The following is a 17,501-nucleotide window of genomic DNA, read 5'->3' as shown; positions in this document are numbered from 1 at the left end:
AAAACAATGAAGTTATTTAAAAGGACAATACAGACAGTCGTTGTATTCTTATTGACTTCATTAAGACTTAGTGCAGATGGTGAAGCAGCGATGCTTGCTGTTTCCCATCTGTCACATTTGATGGAGTTTAATGATCTATTTAAAACTATACTTATCAGTTTGGGACGATGGCTTTATGACTTCTTAGCGATGATACTCGATATGGCAGAGAGGTTGTTTTCTCAACTCATGAAGATTAATCTCATGAATGTTATACCAGAGATTACAAAAGTAATGGCAACGTTTGAAACATCACTTGAAGTAGTGTTTATTGTGGCAGTCCTTGCTACCGTATTTGTGTATCTTATCGATCAAAAGCAAATTATGCGAATACTTTATAGTGCTGTCATCGTGAGTTTTCTAATTCTAATATTCGGAACAGTTGTATCCCTTGTTGATGATGGCAAAACCGCCTTCATGGCACAGATTGATAAATCATTTTCTACTTCAGACAATACAAGTGATGCAATCTTCTTACAGAACACGTATGACCTTAAGTATTTGATTCGTGAGGCGCAAAATGGAAACACAATTTTAGTAACAGCTGAAGCACAAGGTATACCTGCTACACAAATCCCGTTTATTGAATCTACTGAAATCTTAACCAAGGGTGAATTTGGATATAAATATACATGGGACGATGTTCATGGTGCCAATGTTGCATCGAAAGTTCGTGATGGTGTTGGAGGAGTTGGAGACCAACGTTACTTAAGGTGGCGTACGGATTACTTCGCTGTAAATCTAACAATGGCCATCATGATTGTTGTGTATATTATGTCTGCTCTTAAAGCATCGCATATTGTTGTGGAGACACTTCAATATAACCTCTTTGGAAAAACAAGCCTTGCAATGAGTGGTGGTGATTACTCAAAGTCCGGTAAAGCCTTTGGTGGCTATATCAGTGTGACATTATCACTTCTCACATTGTACTTCTTGACAAACGTCTTCTATATTCTTGCTCCAGCAGTTATGAACATTGCCGACAGTACACTTGGGTTGTTAGGAAAACTCTTAATCTTATTTGCGTTTGGAATGACACTTCTTATGGGGAGTGATTTCCTTGACTCATACTTTGGTTATTCCGGAGGTGGACGAACACTTGCAACAGCCTATGTTGCGAAAAAGACAATTGGTGCCGCAAGTGATACCGCTAAAAAGGGCTATGACAAAGCCAAAGGGAAGTATGATGATTATCGCAAGGAACAAAAGAAATTGGATGGTCTTGAAACTAACCAGGAAGACTTGGCTCAAGACGAGGAAAAAGTACCTAGTGATAGTGAAGTCAAGGGAAGTAAAAAAGGTTCAAAATCGAGTGACGATAATTCAGATAGCAGTGATCAATCACATGAACAACCAAACGTTAAGAGTGAGTCAGAGGGTGAGGAAGATGCAACTCAAGACCATAATGAGACTGCACCTCAACCAAACTCAAATGATTCCGATGTGACAGATATTGAGAGTCCGGAAGGAAATGATGAACATCATATTCCAACTGCAGATGATGTGGGGTTAAAACAATCCACAGCTGATGAAGTTGAAACACCGAAAGTGACTGACAAGGACTCCATTCAAAAGCAATTTGAGGATAACGTATCAGAGGAAGATGTGAAGCGCTATGCGAAACAACACAATTTAAATGATGATAGAGGAAAGGATGATCAACTTGAAGCCGATTCCACACAAGAACAAAAGTAATTTTAAACTCAAAGATATTGGGGCGGAAACAGTAATAGGGATTGTAATATGTTATATCCTTGCAAACGAAATATCGGGTTTAATGAATCCGCTTCTGAAATTTCCTTTTGCAGTATTCATACTCGTGCTCGTCATTAGTGCGATTATGCCATCAACAACAAATCGTAATCATTCAAAACTTGAAGCACTGTTTATTTTTCTGAAGTTCAAAGTTAAACAGATTCAAATAAATGAAGTAAACAAACCCATGAAAGGAGTGAGGCTCATGTTTAAGAACTTTCTCAATCGAGGTAATGTGACAGTAGATAAGCATGTTATTGCAAAGCGTGAAAAGATACTATTATCATCACTTGAAGATGCTGGAATCCAAGATATTCAAGATGATGTGTATATCGACAAGAACAACAAAGAAATTGCTGTATTCCTCTATGAGTTTAAGGAAATGCTTAATATTAGTGCTGAAGTACGCAAAGAAAACCATGAGAACCAAACACTCCTCTTTGATGCACTGCAAGGTGATGGCAAACTAACATCACCAAAATTCAGTAACAATTCACTCAATGAAACGCATGCATTTTTCTTGAACGTTCTTGAAGATACGAAGTGTCCTGCAGAAGTCGAGGAAATGTTATTGTACCTTGCTTACTATCAAGGTATTAGTTATCCAGTAAAAACCATTGAAATTGAAACAAGTGATATTGAATCATTTTTGCTTGCTTCAGGGCACTTAAATGTTGAACGTTTGACAGGCGAGCGTTTGATCCAATTTCTACATTCGAAACAGTCAGGGGGTAAATTATGATATTTAGAAAGAAAAACACTGCAACGTCACAAAAGATAACACGACACAATGCTCAAACTTTAAAGCGTATTGTGTCTCAAAGTGGTATCTCGTGGCATGAGTTGTACTATGTCAATGAGAACCGATACTTTACATGCTTTCAAATCATGGAGTTTCCAGAGACGAGTCAAAACGACATGCTCAAAACACTCAATAAGCGTGATGATGCGTTTGTAACGATTGACTTTAGTCATGTGAGTGCAAAAGAGTTTAATGATCAATACGAAAGTACTTTGAATAAGGCTGAACGCAAGAAGACGGATTCTAAATCATTCACAGCATTTCGCAATGCAAAGAAAGAGCAGGATGCAATCAATGACTTTAACGCATATATTGACTACACGAAGCAAACTGTCAAAACATTCTCATTAAGGGTGTTCGTGTTTGGTAAAACATTTGATGAATTGCAACGAAGCAGTGATGAAATTACCAATGACTTTGCAAGGTTAAAGTTGGGAGGATATATTCAAACCAATAACTTAGCCGAGGATTATCAATCAATTACGATGCTGTCAAATCCAATCAAACAAGAAGTGAGCAGTGCAACACTTGCCGACTTCACGATGTATAACAATGTGAATGTGACGGATTATCATGCTGCAATACTGGGTGCAACAGCAACAGGAGTCTACGCACCGAACAACTACTTATTCCTTAATAACTCATACAACCTTGTATACATTGGTGGTATGGGGAGTGGTAAGTCCGCTCTTGCGAAGAAGAATGAAAAGAACCATCTTATCAAGGGTAACCATACGTTGCATCTACTTGATGTTCATAACGAATACCCTCCATTTTGCGAAGCGATGGATATTCCCGTTGTGAGCTTTAGCGAGAATCAAAACATCAATATTTGTCAAATATTCAGTACGACCAAATCGGATGGAAGTGGTGAATTGACTGAGAACGACATTCAGACGCGCGTATCAAGTATTCAAGAGACGTTTAAGAGTTTTACGGGACTAACCAGTGAAACGACCTACATTACACTCGGTGAGTATTTACGCAAACAATTTGATGGTTATATCGGTAAGGACTTTAGAACATTAAAGCATTCAGACTGGTTCACTTTAGGTGAGATAAGAACATCGGTCATTGAAGACTTGGAATCACTAAAAGATAGTGACAGTGCTGTCAAACGAAACAAGGCTAATGACTTGTATGAGATTGAGCGTGGTCTTACAGACATGTGTGATAACTATGGGTACATTTTTGACCGCATAACAAATATTGATTTTGATCTCAACAAGTCGATTTGCTTTGATATTAGTTTCTTAAGCAACAATGATGACAAGCGTGTTCTATCGAGTTATTTAACAGTCATTTCAAACTATCTCATGCAAGCTGTTTACCTTAACCTACAAAAGAATCTAACAATGGAGCGCAAGTTAAAATCCAAACTCAATGCAAAGACTCACAAGGAACCGTACTTCACGCATCGAGTATTAATTGACGAGTTTATGAAATATGCACATGATTTGAGTTTCCTAAATGCAATGGAAGTTATGATCAAGTACATGCGTAAAGCCTACAGTGGTCTTGCAATCATTGTTCATACAACAACTGAAACACAAAAAGCACTCACAGAACATGGTGAGGCTATTAAAAATATCTTTGATTTATGTACGACTAAGTACATTGGACGTACTGGCGAAAACAGTGCAAAACTATTGCCGACACTCTTATCTGGAGTAACTGAAAATGATGCGAATGCAACGGTGAACATGCGAAAGAATGAAAAGACCGGAGTGAGACGTTTCTTAGTCCGTGATGACCAAGGGCGTAAGTTGTTTTTCTCAAGTATCATTACAGAACGTGAACAAGCCTATTTCGGAGGGGGAGTATAGTGAAAAAAACAATAACACTGTTTGTGTTACTGTTTCTAAGTTTCTTTATGCTGATACTTGGGATTGCTGGAGTCGCAAATGGGTCTTCAAGTGGTGATGAATTACAATCGTATTCATGCGTCATTGACGAAACCCTTGTACTTGATATTTTAACTGAAGAACAAAAGCAAGAACTGAACAATCTTACAAATGGGGATTTCAAAACCGAAACTGTAATCTTGTGGGATGCTGTCAATGATACGTATACGCTCTCTGATATTATTGCTCATACAAATACAATGACAGAATATGCAACGAACGTCGAAGTTAAACTGACACGATCCATCTTGTATCAAACGTTGAAATATGGCCATGAGTATATTGACTATTTAAAAGAGCACAATTATGAAGATGTCAGCCAAAATACAAACGTACTCTACGAAGAAGTAAAGAACATTCCGGAAGAATCCAGTTCAATTGACTTCTTTGTAACAGTGCAAAGTAAGGGGACCACCTCGTTTTGTGTGGTTGGTGCTATTGGATTGCCTGCCATCAAGCCTTATTCGATTAGTGGATGGTTTCCATCGTATAACCAAGACGGGACAGGGGGCTATCATGACGGTATTGATTTAGCGTTACCCATCGGTACACCCGTGTTTTCGACAAACAATGGAACCGTTGTATTAACGTCCTCATCTTGTGATAACAATGGTTCAATGAAGAATGATTGCGGAGGTATCGGTGATAACAATTTACCTGGTATTAGTGGACTTGGAAACTTTGTAATTGTCAAAGTTGATGGTCAAGACATATTCCTTGCCTACGGTCATTTAACAAGCCCTCTTGCGAAGATTGGTGACAAGGTGAGTACTAACCAACAAATAGGTTTAAGCGGTCATAGCGGTAAGTCTAGTGGCCCACATTTACACTTCGTCGTAGCTCAAAGTGAAAATATATATGATGTGGTTAATTCGATGAAAGTAATAAACCCCTGCAATTATGTGCAAGGGTTATGTGATTAAGAAGATGTGAGAGATAAGGAGAAACACTAATGATGAAATTTGGAATTGGTTATCCTTTTGAGGTAATCATCTATGCAAACAGTAGAACTGAAGCACTTAAAATATACAAGGAAAAGAGGATGGGAGTTACTCAAAGTGAAGTTAATTACATAGCGCCATATCTAGTTGAAGTTACGAATGAAGAGGAATTCATAAGGCAATGCCGATTTGAAATATCACCGTCATATAAAAGAAGGTATGAGGATCATGTTAAGAGTAATTGCACTAACACATTATGGGTTATAGATGATGACTTTGGGTATTTCAATGAATTTGAAATCCTTACTCGTTAGAAGAATGAATTGGTTTTACAAATGGAAGAATATACTTCATGTTAACATTATTCTTATCCATAACATATATATTGTTTTCTATAAATTGTGGCGGAGTTGTTGGGTTAATGTATCTATTCTTCTGCAGAGAGAATGAGCCTTGGTAGACGAAAAGAAATTGTTCCTCCTTTTCGATTAAACGATTAATTCTTTTGAACAGGCTATTGTTGTTCTTCTCAAGGTAATATGCATTTAAATAAAATGATGGTCGAACTGGCTTAGTAAGCCCAACGAAGAATTGAGGCACAATATATTCAATTATTATAGGACTATCCTCTAACGGATAAAGATAAAAAGCAGTTGCGAGTCCAAAGTAATAGCCTCTAGAAACTTCAGTGAGGAGATAGGTTTTGTTAAAGTACCCGACAATGGAATCAAGTCGAGGCTCAAATCGATCGGGTTCAATTTTACCAAGTAATACTTTCATATAATATGCCATGAATGTCTTTATACTTGTTACATTCGTGACATGGTCAAAAACTGATGTTGATCCGCTTTTTGTATAATTTGTAATATCTTTATTTTTGGGGAAAGGATCAATATTTAGGTTGACACGCTCAGATGGTTCTTCACCGATAAACCCAAACTCGTTACCATATCTGATAATAATATTGGGCTTCTGTGTCATCTGTGACTTTTGAGTAGAGTTACCTACTGAAAAAGTCTCGATTTCTACTGAGATACGCGAGCAGTCAGATGAATGTAGACTTCCTAACTTTGACACTCTAAAGTGTGGTTCCTTAATTCGCTGACGTTCAGTTTTACTAAAATTTGCGCAAACCAAAGGTACGTCGCACTTCTCGGAACACTTGAAGTCATTAGCCGACTTTAGAGTTCCGTTTAGTGCCAAAGTGTTTGCTTCAATTGCAGTAATGGTTCTATTAAGTTGAATGCTGAATGCATCATCATATTTTGCCACGATAGTGACCCCCAATGTTAAGTAAACTTACTAAACATATTATAACAGAAATTTAGTTTTGAAATGAATAACAATTTTCCACATAAAAGAAAGAAGGTAATGAGATGAAAAGCAAAGGATTACGTAGATATTTTGATAAGGAGAAAGCGTCCGCTTATCTTGTTTATGACCCACGAGAGTCATCATTAAGGCACGATAACATTTTTAATACAAAAGAAGGTGACTATTATAAAGTTGGAAACTCGAATGTCTGCTTTAGTGACGGTAAACCGGATAGGGTGATGGCATTTATGGCAATCATGAGGTATATAGTAGAAATATTAAGTATCACAATAAGTGTTGTGTGGTTCTTCGGATTTATAAATGTTGAACTGTCAAAGATATACAATCAACTATCAACACTGACAAAACAAGATGTTGTGATTACATTGAATCAGTTAGTGCATGTTGTGATATTGTATGGCGTGACTTTAGGCGTGATAGCAAAACTCATATTGAGCGGCAAAATAAAGAATATGGTGACTAAAGTATTCATATGGGTGGTTTCATTTACAACTATATTTGCAGTCTTTCCGTTTCTCGCACCAGTAAATCGTAATTTACTTATTGTTGTTTTAATAGGTGGTAGTGTTTTAAAGAGACTTGGTTGGATAGGATACTTGGTTATAATAGCAAGCTCGAAAAATGGTAATTGGAATCCTGGCCCGGAAGACTATGTTTTCTCAGTTGAAAAAGATACAACTGAATATCATGTGACGTACCCAAGTAAAGGGTGGGAGGTAAACGATGCTAAAGAAGATACTCGATAGACAAGATAATAACCGCTACGTGCAGTTAAATAAGCCAAAGAACAAGAACTACTTAGTGTTGCTAGCGGTTGTTGTGCTAGTGGTCGTATTGATGGTAACAAGCAATATGTGGCTGCCGGACAGTCGTGAGAACATCACCACACATATTAAAGACAAGAAGTACCCGTTTTCATCAAGTGAAATATTGATTGAAAGCACTGCATACAGTCCAAGTAATTTGATTGGCGAAGTAAGACTTAAAGAGGGTGTACTCAATTACTTTACTCGTAAAGACCTTACTTTTTCAGTCCAGGATATGAGTGGAAATGAATTGCCGCTTAATGTGATCAAGTCCGAATACGTAAGTACAGATGCTGATAAGAAACGTGGTGAGATTTGGTACATTATACAATTTGCAATGGATCCAAATTATCGAGGATTTACACTTACTGTCAATGAAACAGATTATGTTAATCGAACAATCGTATTTGATTACCGTGACGTTGAATTAAAAGAGTTAGTTGAAAAAGGCTCCGATTACTTACTGCAGGTGACAGAACTCTTTAAAGATATTGAAGTAACTGAAACCACGATTGAAACGCTGAAACGTAATCTTTTGGATATTCAACCGGAAGTCAACGTTGCACAGAATGCACTTGAACTTGCATCTGAAGCAGACAAGAAAGCTGCAGAGACAAAGTATAATGAATTATCAAAGCAAAAGACGGATATTGAAACAGCGCTCAAACAGGCTGAAGAGAAGTATGACTTACTCGTTGAAGAACGTACGAAGTGGGAGAGTGAATAATGGAGACAATCAATCAAGCAATTATAACTTTAATTACTTCCGCAATCGCACCTATCTTCCTTATCATGGCCGTATTGTTGATTGGCTATCTTGTGTATGCAAAAGGGGGTGAGTACAGTTTAAAGCTTCAGTACTTCTATCACACAACGTACTTTACCTTTTATAACTTCGTATTTGCGTATTGTTTATTGGCCATATTAATTGTATTCATCAATCGTCATTTACTGCAGTGGGATAACCTGGTTAATTTGTATCAGTACGCCAGTGCAAATCCAATGACTGGATTGAATGACATGTTCATGAACCTACAGCATATAGAGTACTGGATATTTGCCTCAGCACTTATCGCCATAACGACAACAGTCATATTCTTTAAGACATGGCGTGCACCCAAAGCGGAACTGAAACGTAATGAGCGTAAGACAATGCGCAAGTTGTTTTGGCACCTACCCAAGAAACCCAATGTTGATATTGATGTTAATGGTGTTATTGTGGGCACGCCAGGTAGTGGTAAAACAGCGATGGTGTTGCGCATCATACTAGCCAAGATAATTCAAAATCTTCCAGTCGTCGTAGTTGATGGGAAAGGTGATATTGGACAGTTTAGTATCTATGATGTCGTATCAAAACTTGCGCGAAAGTTTGGCCGTCCTTTGTATGTAATCAATCAAACCATTAGTGATGATTCCGATCCATACAATCCATTCATTAATCGTAATGCAACGCAAATTAAAGACATGTTGATTAGCATGGGTGACTGGTCTGATAATGCTTCGCACTATAAAGGACAAGCAAGTAGGTACTGGCAAGCAATGGCTTCATACATGTTAGAGTTTGGGATTCCCATTTCATTTAAGACATTGATTCATTATTCAAATTCTTCTGAATGGGCACAAGCGATTATCAATAATATTGAACTGGAGGACATGGAAGATACATCATTACCAACTTCAGTACGTAAACAATTACTCGATAGATTTGGCGAATTTGCACTCTCAAAATCTCGTGTAAAGTATCTGCGAATCATCCTTGAATGTGGGGACGATGTCGAAAAAAACACGTCATCATTCTCGACGATTTATGAGGGTGAGGGACACAAGTTATTTGATGGAAAAAACACGTTCAATCTCTCAACAATTATTGATACAAATGCGGTACTTATTGTCCTCTTAAATAAGATGGCTTATGGTGATTTCGCAACGGGTTTAGGACATCTTGTAATCCAAGACTTCAAGAACAGTTTAGCTGATAAAATGATGCGAAAACTGAACCAAAAAGTCCTTGCAGTTTTTGATGAAATTGGTGCATATTTTGACGATGAATTAGTAGACGTTTCGGCACGTATTCGATCCTTAAATGGGTATGCTCTGTACTCGATGCAAGGAGTGAGTGATATTGATGTCATTGACAAAAACGTACGTCGACAGATCATGAATAACGCAAACTTTGCATGTGTGTTTAAGCAAAATGATTCTGATGATGCAATTGCAGCTGCAGACTATTTGGGAACCGATGAAGTCGTAAACACGACAGCGCAAGTCGAAGATATGGGAACATCACATGCAGGCACTGGAACCGGTACAAACAAGATTACACGTGAGTACCGATTCAATCCGGAAGTGATAAAGATGTTACCCAAGTTACGTGGAATATGGTTTGATAAATCCAACAAACATCAACGACCTTTTGTATTTAAAGTTGAGTACGTCGATGTTGAAGGGGTTGAACTCCCAAACAAAAACGACAGAGAATACAGACGGAAAACAGGTGAGTGGAATGGTAGTCCTGGACTACCACTACATAGATTAGAGGGTGAAAACAATGGTAGTCCGACCCCCTAATTCTGTGGTAGTCTCCGACTACCATTATATTTAATGATGCAAGCACCATTAAACCCACTCCCACCGCCCTTTGTATGACTTTGTCAACCTTTCTGCGAAACGTTGACAAAGTCATACAATCATAAATATACCTATGGTATATATATGAGCGGGCGGTGGGAGTGAGAAAAAGAAAGAAAAAAATATGATTGTGTGTGGTGGGAGGATATAAGGATAAGGGGAAGAGTCCTATTATAAGAGGAAGAAGTTTCGACTCTCTTCCCCTTATGAACCCCAACTCTCGATTAGAAACCCCTGCTGCGCACCCGTTTCTAAACTTCCCCAACAATGACAAAAGAGGTCATTGTCCCAAAAGATTAAACAGGGCAATGCTTTCAGCATTGATGGCAGAATGTGTCTATGACATTCTGTAACGAAAGGACAAATAACTATGACTAATAAAATTGAAGTTACTGATCGTGACATATTGATATTCAAACTTCTCAACAAGTTTCGCGTCTTAGACGCTGAACTAATTAAGAAGTTTACAGGTTTTACACAACTGCCACATTTGCAACGTCGCTTAATTCAATTAAACGACGCGCGATATATTGGCCGTGAACGTGATGGAAATACGACACCATATATCTATTTTCTACGCAACAAAGGAATGACAATTTTGAATGGGATATCCGGACAAAATGAACGTCCGTATACCATTCGAAATTTCAGTAAATCAAGCATCACTCATGAGTTGCTTGTTGCGGAAATTTGTCATATGATATTGGAGCAAAATACGTCACTTGAACTTGACGATTTACAGACCGATAGGGAACTGAGAAAACTGGGGTATCATCCCGACAAAGTAGGGGATATTCGCATCTATAAATTCAAGGTAAATATTGAGGTTGAGAACACGCAAAAAACGTTTAGACGTTACCCAAAAAAGTTTGGATTTAATGAGGATGGTTTCGGTCAACTTTGGATACTCAATGGATACAAGACCCTTAAGCATAAACTCAATGATTACATCAAAGTTTATGTTAATGATCGCTACGTCGAAGCAATATTGCTCGACGAGATACAGTACTATGATTTCAATCTTCAACCAAAAGCTGAAGTCTATCAAAGACAACAACAACTGAAATTTGATTCACAAGTTCAAGAGCGTGAAGACAATAAGCGTCAAGCTGAAGAGGACGAAAAGCGCAGAGAGGAAATGATTGCGCGCGAGCGTGCAATCATTGAAACTGCTGAACAAAACAAACGTTCATCATTTTGGAGGAAATAATATATGAGCAGTGCATTTGAAGTTTATAAAAAGCAACTTGATCATGTGAGGGGATTGGTGGCAAGTGATGGTTTGAATAAGCAAACCATCACTGCCCAGTTTTTACGGAAATACAGCATCGACCTAAACATTGCAGATAGTTTGCTTGCCGATGCTTTGGATGTGCCGACATCCTATATCATTGAGTTAAGGATGAAGTGGGAAATATAATTTGATTGGAGCAAACTATGAAAATAACAAAACGGACGCAGAATAAACTGAAGCAGTTTATTCGCAAAAGCGTTAAGGGCGTTATACCTGTAGCAATCTTATGTGCGCTTGTGACCGGTGCATCCTGGTACTTCAACAATGCTGAAGCATTGAATCGGTCTGCAATTACAATGACTGATGTACATCCTCATGAGGTTGTACGTTGTATCGACGGGGACACCTTTGCGTATGGTGAACAAACCATACGCTTGCTTGCAATTGATACACCGGAAACTGTCAAACCGAATACTCCGGTTGAGCCATATGGTAAGGAAGCCAGTGATTATACCTGTAGTGCGATTACTTCAGCTGAAGTAATCACACTGAAACAAGACACAGGTAATGAAAAAGATAAGTATGGCCGTACCTTGGCTTGGGTTTATGTTGATGATGTACTTCTTCAGGAGTTATTGCTATCTGAAGGACTTGCAGCTATTAAGTACGTTGACAAGAAAACAGTTGATCCTATACTTTTAGCAACGTTGAAAGTTGCGGAATCAAACGCACAAGCGCAAAGATTGAAACTATGGAGTGATTAGATAGTACGCAGCGCGTACTATCTTTCTTTTGAAAAGCAAAGTCTTTCATGTTCTTATGACACTAACCATACCTTTCATAACATAGCTCAGATTAGCTTGTTAATTTAGCTATAATATATGATAGGTTTTCTTGGGAGGTTAGTTTATGAAAAAAATGTTAAAACAAATACAGCAAATACAATTTTATTATGTGCTTAAAGTCTATATAGTTAGTCATTTTCTTTTAGGTGTATGGATATTATTCTTTGGATTTTTACAAGTTATGTTAGAAGCATCCGAATACTTTGAAAAAATTTCTCCTATGGTTGTAAGATATATACTTTATTTTAAGCCAGTTTTAGTTGCTTATATCTTCATATGTATGCCAACTTATATCCTTGTCAAATGCAAACAATCTTACGATCTAAAGTTGAATTTGAAAAAATCCCCTATTGAAGCTGATAATATCAATGACGTGCAAGATTTCGTTAGCGAAAATCAAATCTACGGACTTGTTTATTGGGGTAAAATTTTTTTTAAGAATTTAATGATTTATATAAAGTCGCCGGTTATATTTATAAATTACTTGGTTCAATAAGATTAAAGGCCGTAAAGTATTTATAGCGATGAAAGTCGCGGAATCGAACGCGTAAAGTCAATTTAATAACATATGGAGTGAATAGACAGTACGTAATGCGTGCTGTTTTTTTTTATTACAACATTGCTGGTAGCAAAACAAAATATCGTTCAAGTAGGATACTAGGACTGAAAAAGTCGGTAACCCCTTTCATTTATGAGGTTTGCATAGTATACTTATCTTATAGAAGGTAGCAAAGTCTACAGGGAGGATGAAATGAAAATCAAGAAATTAGGAATTAAGTTCATTGTTTCATTAGTCGCATTAGGTGCGGCAATTGTTTTTACAGGTCAACCTAATCCCGTTTATGCAAGTGAAGATTCTGTACTAGTTGATAAACTCGATAATGGTTCGATAATTGAACAATTTGGACCTGACACATTTGATATCTATGAGTATGGGGAAAAGTATACTCTAAATTTCAGTAATGATGGCACAGTCCAGGTTAACGGAATGTTTTATTCTCAAGAATCATTTACACTTGCACTAGAATCTCAAGAGAGCATTAATGAGAGTATAAGAAAACCATTAACATATTACTTAAATGCTTTTTCTCCAATTATTCCGGTTCGCTCGAATTTAAGCATTACGCCTTTTGCTAGTTGGAATAGCAATCCACCATCGTCCGGTTATCGTGCATTTAGTTCTTCGTTCGTCTATCGCCCAACATTTGGTGGACTATACGCATCCCTAGCTGCAGGATCACTTGCTCAGTTGGCTTCTTTCTTTGTCATTTCTACTGCGCAGGTAAAGGGATGGATTAGTGGTGTTCTATCGGCACTCGGTGTTTCGTCAGCCTGGGTTACTGGGCATGAAAAAGTGTGGACATCTACCCATACTAGTTGCGGTGCTGCAGCGCAAGATAGGTACCAACCAACAGTAAAGAGTAATGGTTATTATTATGATGCAAAGACACCTGGGGGATCACCAATCTATAGATATAGAACCTACTGGTTTACTGACCCATCAGGATATCCGGGATGCTAGGTCATGCTTAACAACTATTTTGTAAGATGTATAGGGGCTTATTATGAATTATTTAGAGAAAAATAGAAAGTCAGTTTTAAAAATATATTTTGGTATCTCAACTATGGTAATACTTATTTTAAATATTTCTGATTATTTATATTTAAAGGATTACTATTTTACTTTAGGAGGTAAAATTACTCAGTTTACCTCACAAGAGATACTCTCAATGTGCTTGGAACGAACTCTTTTGATGGTTGTTTCGGTTATTCTGTTTTATTTAATCTGCGAGTTAGTACTTTACATACGTAGAAGAAAAGTATAGTGGATTTAGTATTGTATGCTGTTACACAAATTTAAAGAGATAATTAATTTGACAGTGCGTATCACGTACTGTCTTTTTTATTACAAAGTGTAATGCTATTTCGCATACACTTGAATCAAGGTTACTGTGTCTTTGGACTTTGACTGCCTTCAGCTGTTCTATAAACTGAATTGGCTTAGTCTATTATTTCGTATCGTTGTATTTAACCGTTCATGACAGTGTTCATCATAATCCGTTGACTGGCTTCGAAATCATTTCGATGGTGGCAATTGTTTACTCACTTGGTCTTGATGTTACATATAATACTCCTTGCGTGTTTGGGTTCGCACAGTAAAATATGAATCAGTCACAGTACAGGACTTGCGTAAATAAGAAAAGCGCTTATTTACTTAGCGAGAAACATCTACGATGTTTTCCTGCTACAATGCCTGCTTCACATTTTTTTTTGAATTGTGCCAAACAAGGCAAAAGGAGATTATCATGAAAGTAACAAATGCACAAACTGAACAAGTCAACATTAGCCTTAATCGAAGCGAAATGATTCAAATGCTTCAGGATCAAATCGGAATTAGACATGATGAAGTTGTCATATCAGAAGACGGTAAATACAATGTCTATCGTGAAAATGATACATACTATCCCATCATTCATACGGTTTACATTAGAACCATGACTGAAGAGGAAGTCATCACACATCAAAAGACAATTAGAATCCTTGATTTTATCAGAGAGGTGGATGCGGAATAGCATTCACCTTTTTTTAATGCTGAAGGGCATTTAATCTATATCGGCTAGAGTAGCCGATGCTTGAATGAAGTAAACAACCGGGGCGTATTATTATGGCTGCATTCGTTTCACTCATATGGCCATAATAATCTTCCTCCTAGCCCATGACAGAAAAGTGCTGTCATGGGCTTTGTTGACATCATTCATTTTTTACTAGAACTTGTCTTCACGCCAAGTCAAACAAAAAAAGTTAATCGCTAAAGCGATAACTGTTTTTCTTCGTCTTCTCTAACAATTCTACGTAAAAAAGCGCCCAGTGCTATTGCCTGTGCAATAGCACTCCCATTTATTCAATTCGCTCGTTTGTCCTTAGTTATATCACAATTGCGTTTCGGTACAAGGACGTCGCAAGTTGCTTCGCAATCCTTGTACCTACACTTATTCAATTGTGATATAAGTCGTCCGTAAACGATCTTTGAAAATTGAATAAATGGAAGAGCTAAAAAGCATTTTAGCCAGTCTCCAAAAAAAAGTTAATCCAAGAAATTCAACAAAAAGTTAGGAGTGATTCACATGATTTTCTACTTAGTAATGACAGCAGTCGCATACACGTGTTATCTCGGTGTTAAAGGTGATTGAGACCTTAATTAAGACCGAGTGCTACACTGCCGAATACCATAGCAATACCGAGTCAATAACAATCACATGCAATTTCACTGCACAACAACTATGCAAGATACAACAAGATGAAAAAGGTCTCTTTGGTTTATTTGCGAAAATGATTAAAATCAGTGAAATGGTAGTTTCTATCAAAACAGATTTACTTGTCCAACTGGACGAACTCGACATATCGAGTGATGAATTAAATACCAAAATAGAAAGAGGTACACATTATGATTACCAACATTAAAATTGAACACTTACAAGGACACCCAAAGAACCCACGCTTAAACGTGGGTGATGTTACTGAACTGGCAGACAGCATTAAGGAGCAAGGAATACTGCAGAACCTAACAGTAGTGCCAAGTGATGACGGTAAGTACACCGTCATCATTGGACACCGTAGACTTGAAGCGTGTAAGGTTGCCGGTTTAACGGAAGTACCATGTGCGATTGCGGAAATGGACGAAATGACCCAAGTATCAACCATGCTCGTTGAAAACATGCAACGTGCAGATTTGACACCGTATGAAGAAGCACAAGGTATTCAACAATGTCTCGACCTTGGAATGACAGATACAGACATTATCAAGAAGACTGGTTTCAGTAAATCAACCATTCGCAATCGTAAGCAAATGCTCAAACTGAATACGGAAAAAGTCCAAAGTGCTGAAGCACTTACGATTGATGATTACATCAACCTTGAACGAATTGACGATATTGAAAAACGTAATGAACTCTTAGAGTATGCAGGAACCAATGATTTCAAAATCGAGGTTGAGCAAGCGTACCAAAAACAAGAGCGCATGAAGCGATACCAAATTATCCTGGAGCGATTAAATGAATTGGGATTCTACATGATTGAGGAGCGGAACTGGAACAAGCATAGTTATGAAGACGGTCTTAACGCACGTGATGATGAAACCTTAGCCAAGACACTTGAAGCATTGAGTAAACTTGATGAAAGCACAGAGTATGTTTACACAACCAGTGAACATGGTCCAACGCTCTATAGTGTGAATAAAACCGAAGCGCCAAGCGCAAGTCAATCCGAAAAGGAAGAAGCGGAACGCGAAGCACGTCGAGTGGCACGTAGAACACGCAAGGAACTCAAACCCATCTTTGCTTCAGCATATCAATTGCGATATGATTTCATGAAGAAACTTGTGAAAGGAAAAATGACAGACGGCATGGTAAAGTACCTTACATCATTCATAGCAGAGAACATGATTACATCACACCGTAGTTTTGAACCAAAGACAAGCGCCATGAATGAGTTGCTTGGATATGAAACAACCCAAACTCACAAATTGAACCCTTGGCAACAAGAACTCAATGAACGTGGTACTCGTGAAGTATCGAATGTGCGTAAGTTCAATATCATTGCTTCAGCAATCTATCTGTCGATTGACTGGGAAGATTTGAACTGTTACGGACATCAAGGCGAGTTTGATAAGTACAATGTAAACAGTATAATCAACGTTTATGACTTCCTTAAAGCGTTAGGGTACAAAATGAGTGATACTGAAACAAAACTCATTGAGGGAACTCATGAACTCTACTATGTTGAGCCAAAGAAGCCAGTCAAATCAAAGAAAAAGACTGCAGATGTTGTAGAGGTGGTAACAACTGATGAAGCAGTTTAATGTAACGTTCTTTGTGGAAGAGTATCTAACACGTGAGGTTACTGTTACAGTTGAAGCCTATGACGAAAGTGAGGCGGTTGATACCGCCCACTCAATCATAGAGCCTAAACACGAGCAAGGTCGGTATAATCTGAATAAGAACGATTTAGCAGAACGTGAAATAGGACATGTGCGAACAGTCAACAGTGTTAAGGAGTATTGAACAGGGTGGCGCTTGCCATCCTGTTCACTTGCCCTAATGAATTGATCGCAATCAATTCATTACCCCAAGCCCCACCAAAAAACAAAATGATCTAAATCATTCATTGATTTGATTAAGTTTGACACAAAACTTAATCAGTCTTATCATTAGTA

The 17,501-nt window shown here is 37.8% G+C and carries 18 protein-coding genes; 17 read left to right on the top strand and 1 reads right to left on the bottom strand.

Annotation, left to right across the window (positions count from 1 at the left end):
• The first annotated feature begins 6 nt into the window (after positions 1-6).
• From G7062_RS10530 to G7062_RS10510, 5 genes are read left to right on the top strand one after another with little or no spacing between them, the layout of a single operon-like run.
• Positions 7-1,734 carry a hypothetical protein gene (locus tag G7062_RS10530; RefSeq protein ID WP_166065883.1) on the top strand — a complete coding sequence of 576 codons (1,728 nt, stop codon included), beginning with the start codon at positions 7-9 and terminating at the stop codon, positions 1,732-1,734.
• Entirely contained in the window at positions 1,694-2,536 is an 843-nt protein-coding gene (locus G7062_RS10525; RefSeq protein WP_166065881.1) for a hypothetical protein, read from the top strand. The genes G7062_RS10530 and G7062_RS10525 overlap by 41 nt, the downstream gene beginning before the upstream one ends.
• Positions 2,533-4,422, top strand: a complete 1,890-nt coding sequence (locus G7062_RS10520) for a helicase HerA domain-containing protein (protein WP_166065880.1) — start codon at positions 2,533-2,535, stop codon at positions 4,420-4,422. The genes G7062_RS10525 and G7062_RS10520 overlap by 4 nt, the downstream gene beginning before the upstream one ends.
• The gene (locus G7062_RS10515; RefSeq protein WP_166065879.1) at positions 4,422-5,423 is read left to right on the top strand and encodes a M23 family metallopeptidase; all 1,002 of its coding nucleotides are present in this window, start codon (positions 4,422-4,424) and stop codon (positions 5,421-5,423) included. Before G7062_RS10520 ends, G7062_RS10515 begins: the two co-directional genes overlap by 1 nt.
• A 29-nt stretch (positions 5,424-5,452) precedes the next feature.
• On the top strand, positions 5,453-5,755 hold the full coding sequence (locus G7062_RS10510; RefSeq protein ID WP_166065878.1) for a hypothetical protein: 303 nt from the start codon (positions 5,453-5,455) through the stop codon (positions 5,753-5,755).
• Here G7062_RS10510 and G7062_RS10505 read toward each other — a convergent pair.
• Positions 5,745-6,713 (bottom strand): hypothetical protein, encoded by a 969-nt coding sequence (locus G7062_RS10505; protein ID WP_166065877.1) that lies wholly within the window; start codon positions 6,711-6,713, stop codon positions 5,745-5,747. The genes G7062_RS10510 and G7062_RS10505 overlap by 11 nt on opposite strands.
• Positions 6,714-6,817: 104 nt before the next feature.
• Here G7062_RS10505 and G7062_RS10500 point away from each other — a divergent pair, with 104 nt between their 5' ends.
• The 12 genes from G7062_RS10500 (at position 6,818) to G7062_RS10445 (ending at position 17,349) form a co-directional block, all read left to right on the top strand.
• Complete coding sequence (locus tag G7062_RS10500) at positions 6,818-7,522, top strand: hypothetical protein (RefSeq protein ID WP_166065876.1); 705 nt, start codon at positions 6,818-6,820, stop codon at positions 7,520-7,522.
• On the top strand, positions 7,500-8,309 hold the full coding sequence (locus G7062_RS10495) for a hypothetical protein (protein WP_166065875.1): 810 nt from the start codon (positions 7,500-7,502) through the stop codon (positions 8,307-8,309). The genes G7062_RS10500 and G7062_RS10495 overlap by 23 nt, the downstream gene beginning before the upstream one ends.
• Positions 8,309-10,150, top strand: coding sequence for a type IV secretory system conjugative DNA transfer family protein (locus G7062_RS10490; RefSeq protein ID WP_166065874.1), 1,842 nt, complete (start codon positions 8,309-8,311; stop codon positions 10,148-10,150). The genes G7062_RS10495 and G7062_RS10490 overlap by 1 nt, the downstream gene beginning before the upstream one ends.
• A 430-nt stretch (positions 10,151-10,580) precedes the next feature.
• Entirely contained in the window at positions 10,581-11,420 is an 840-nt protein-coding gene (locus G7062_RS10485; RefSeq protein WP_166065873.1) for a replication-relaxation family protein, read from the top strand.
• Between the two features lie 3 nt (positions 11,421-11,423).
• Positions 11,424-11,630, top strand: coding sequence for a hypothetical protein (locus tag G7062_RS10480; protein ID WP_166065872.1), 207 nt, complete (start codon positions 11,424-11,426; stop codon positions 11,628-11,630).
• Between the two features lie 17 nt (positions 11,631-11,647).
• A complete protein-coding gene (locus G7062_RS10475) occupies positions 11,648-12,208 on the top strand; it encodes a thermonuclease family protein (protein WP_240915952.1) in 561 nt (186 codons plus the stop codon).
• 145 nt (positions 12,209-12,353) lie between these two features.
• Positions 12,354-12,785: a hypothetical protein gene (locus G7062_RS10470; protein ID WP_166065871.1), complete on the top strand. Its 432-nt coding sequence runs from the start codon at positions 12,354-12,356 to the stop codon at positions 12,783-12,785.
• Positions 12,786-13,040: 255 nt separating this feature from the next.
• Positions 13,041-13,811 (top strand): hypothetical protein, encoded by a 771-nt coding sequence (locus G7062_RS10465; protein ID WP_166065869.1) that lies wholly within the window; start codon positions 13,041-13,043, stop codon positions 13,809-13,811.
• 784 nt (positions 13,812-14,595) lie between these two features.
• Complete coding sequence (locus tag G7062_RS10460) at positions 14,596-14,862, top strand: hypothetical protein (RefSeq protein ID WP_166065868.1); 267 nt, start codon at positions 14,596-14,598, stop codon at positions 14,860-14,862.
• 610 nt (positions 14,863-15,472) lie between these two features.
• Positions 15,473-15,751 carry a hypothetical protein gene (locus G7062_RS10455; RefSeq protein WP_166065867.1) on the top strand — a complete coding sequence of 93 codons (279 nt, stop codon included), beginning with the start codon at positions 15,473-15,475 and terminating at the stop codon, positions 15,749-15,751.
• The gene (locus tag G7062_RS10450; protein ID WP_166065866.1) at positions 15,735-17,147 is read left to right on the top strand and encodes a ParB/RepB/Spo0J family partition protein; all 1,413 of its coding nucleotides are present in this window, start codon (positions 15,735-15,737) and stop codon (positions 17,145-17,147) included. Before G7062_RS10455 ends, G7062_RS10450 begins: the two co-directional genes overlap by 17 nt.
• Complete coding sequence (locus G7062_RS10445; protein ID WP_166065865.1) at positions 17,134-17,349, top strand: hypothetical protein; 216 nt, start codon at positions 17,134-17,136, stop codon at positions 17,347-17,349. Before G7062_RS10450 ends, G7062_RS10445 begins: the two co-directional genes overlap by 14 nt.
• The last annotated feature ends 152 nt before the right edge of the window (positions 17,350-17,501 follow it).

This window comes from Erysipelothrix sp. HDW6C, assembly GCF_011299615.1.
GTDB lineage: Bacteria > Bacillota_I > Bacilli_A > Erysipelotrichales > Erysipelotrichaceae > Erysipelothrix.
This window is presented reverse-complemented; position numbering and strand designations above follow the sequence as displayed.

Excerpts from the sequence above, each read along its gene's own strand:
- G7062_RS10490 (WP_166065874.1), top strand. The coding sequence starts at position 8,309 with ATGGAGACAATCAATCAAGCAATTATAACTTTAATTACTTCCGCAATC.
- G7062_RS10460 (WP_166065868.1), top strand. The coding sequence starts at position 14,596 with ATGAAAGTAACAAATGCACAAACTGAACAAGTCAACATTAGCCTTAAT.
- G7062_RS10445 (WP_166065865.1), top strand. The coding sequence starts at position 17,134 with ATGAAGCAGTTTAATGTAACGTTCTTTGTGGAAGAGTATCTAACACGT.
- G7062_RS10485 (WP_166065873.1), top strand. The coding sequence starts at position 10,581 with ATGACTAATAAAATTGAAGTTACTGATCGTGACATATTGATATTCAAA.
- G7062_RS10475 (WP_240915952.1), top strand. The coding sequence starts at position 11,648 with ATGAAAATAACAAAACGGACGCAGAATAAACTGAAGCAGTTTATTCGC.
- G7062_RS10510 (WP_166065878.1), top strand. The coding sequence starts at position 5,453 with ATGATGAAATTTGGAATTGGTTATCCTTTTGAGGTAATCATCTATGCA.
- G7062_RS10520 (WP_166065880.1), top strand. The coding sequence starts at position 2,533 with ATGATATTTAGAAAGAAAAACACTGCAACGTCACAAAAGATAACACGA.
- G7062_RS10465 (WP_166065869.1), top strand. The coding sequence starts at position 13,041 with ATGAAAATCAAGAAATTAGGAATTAAGTTCATTGTTTCATTAGTCGCA.
- G7062_RS10530 (WP_166065883.1), top strand. The coding sequence starts at position 7 with ATGAAGTTATTTAAAAGGACAATACAGACAGTCGTTGTATTCTTATTG.
- G7062_RS10480 (WP_166065872.1), top strand. The coding sequence starts at position 11,424 with ATGAGCAGTGCATTTGAAGTTTATAAAAAGCAACTTGATCATGTGAGG.
- G7062_RS10495 (WP_166065875.1), top strand. The coding sequence starts at position 7,500 with ATGCTAAAGAAGATACTCGATAGACAAGATAATAACCGCTACGTGCAG.
- G7062_RS10500 (WP_166065876.1), top strand. The coding sequence starts at position 6,818 with ATGAAAAGCAAAGGATTACGTAGATATTTTGATAAGGAGAAAGCGTCC.
- G7062_RS10470 (WP_166065871.1), top strand. The coding sequence starts at position 12,354 with ATGAAAAAAATGTTAAAACAAATACAGCAAATACAATTTTATTATGTG.
- G7062_RS10450 (WP_166065866.1), top strand. The coding sequence starts at position 15,735 with ATGATTACCAACATTAAAATTGAACACTTACAAGGACACCCAAAGAAC.
- G7062_RS10525 (WP_166065881.1), top strand. The coding sequence starts at position 1,694 with ATGATCAACTTGAAGCCGATTCCACACAAGAACAAAAGTAATTTTAAA.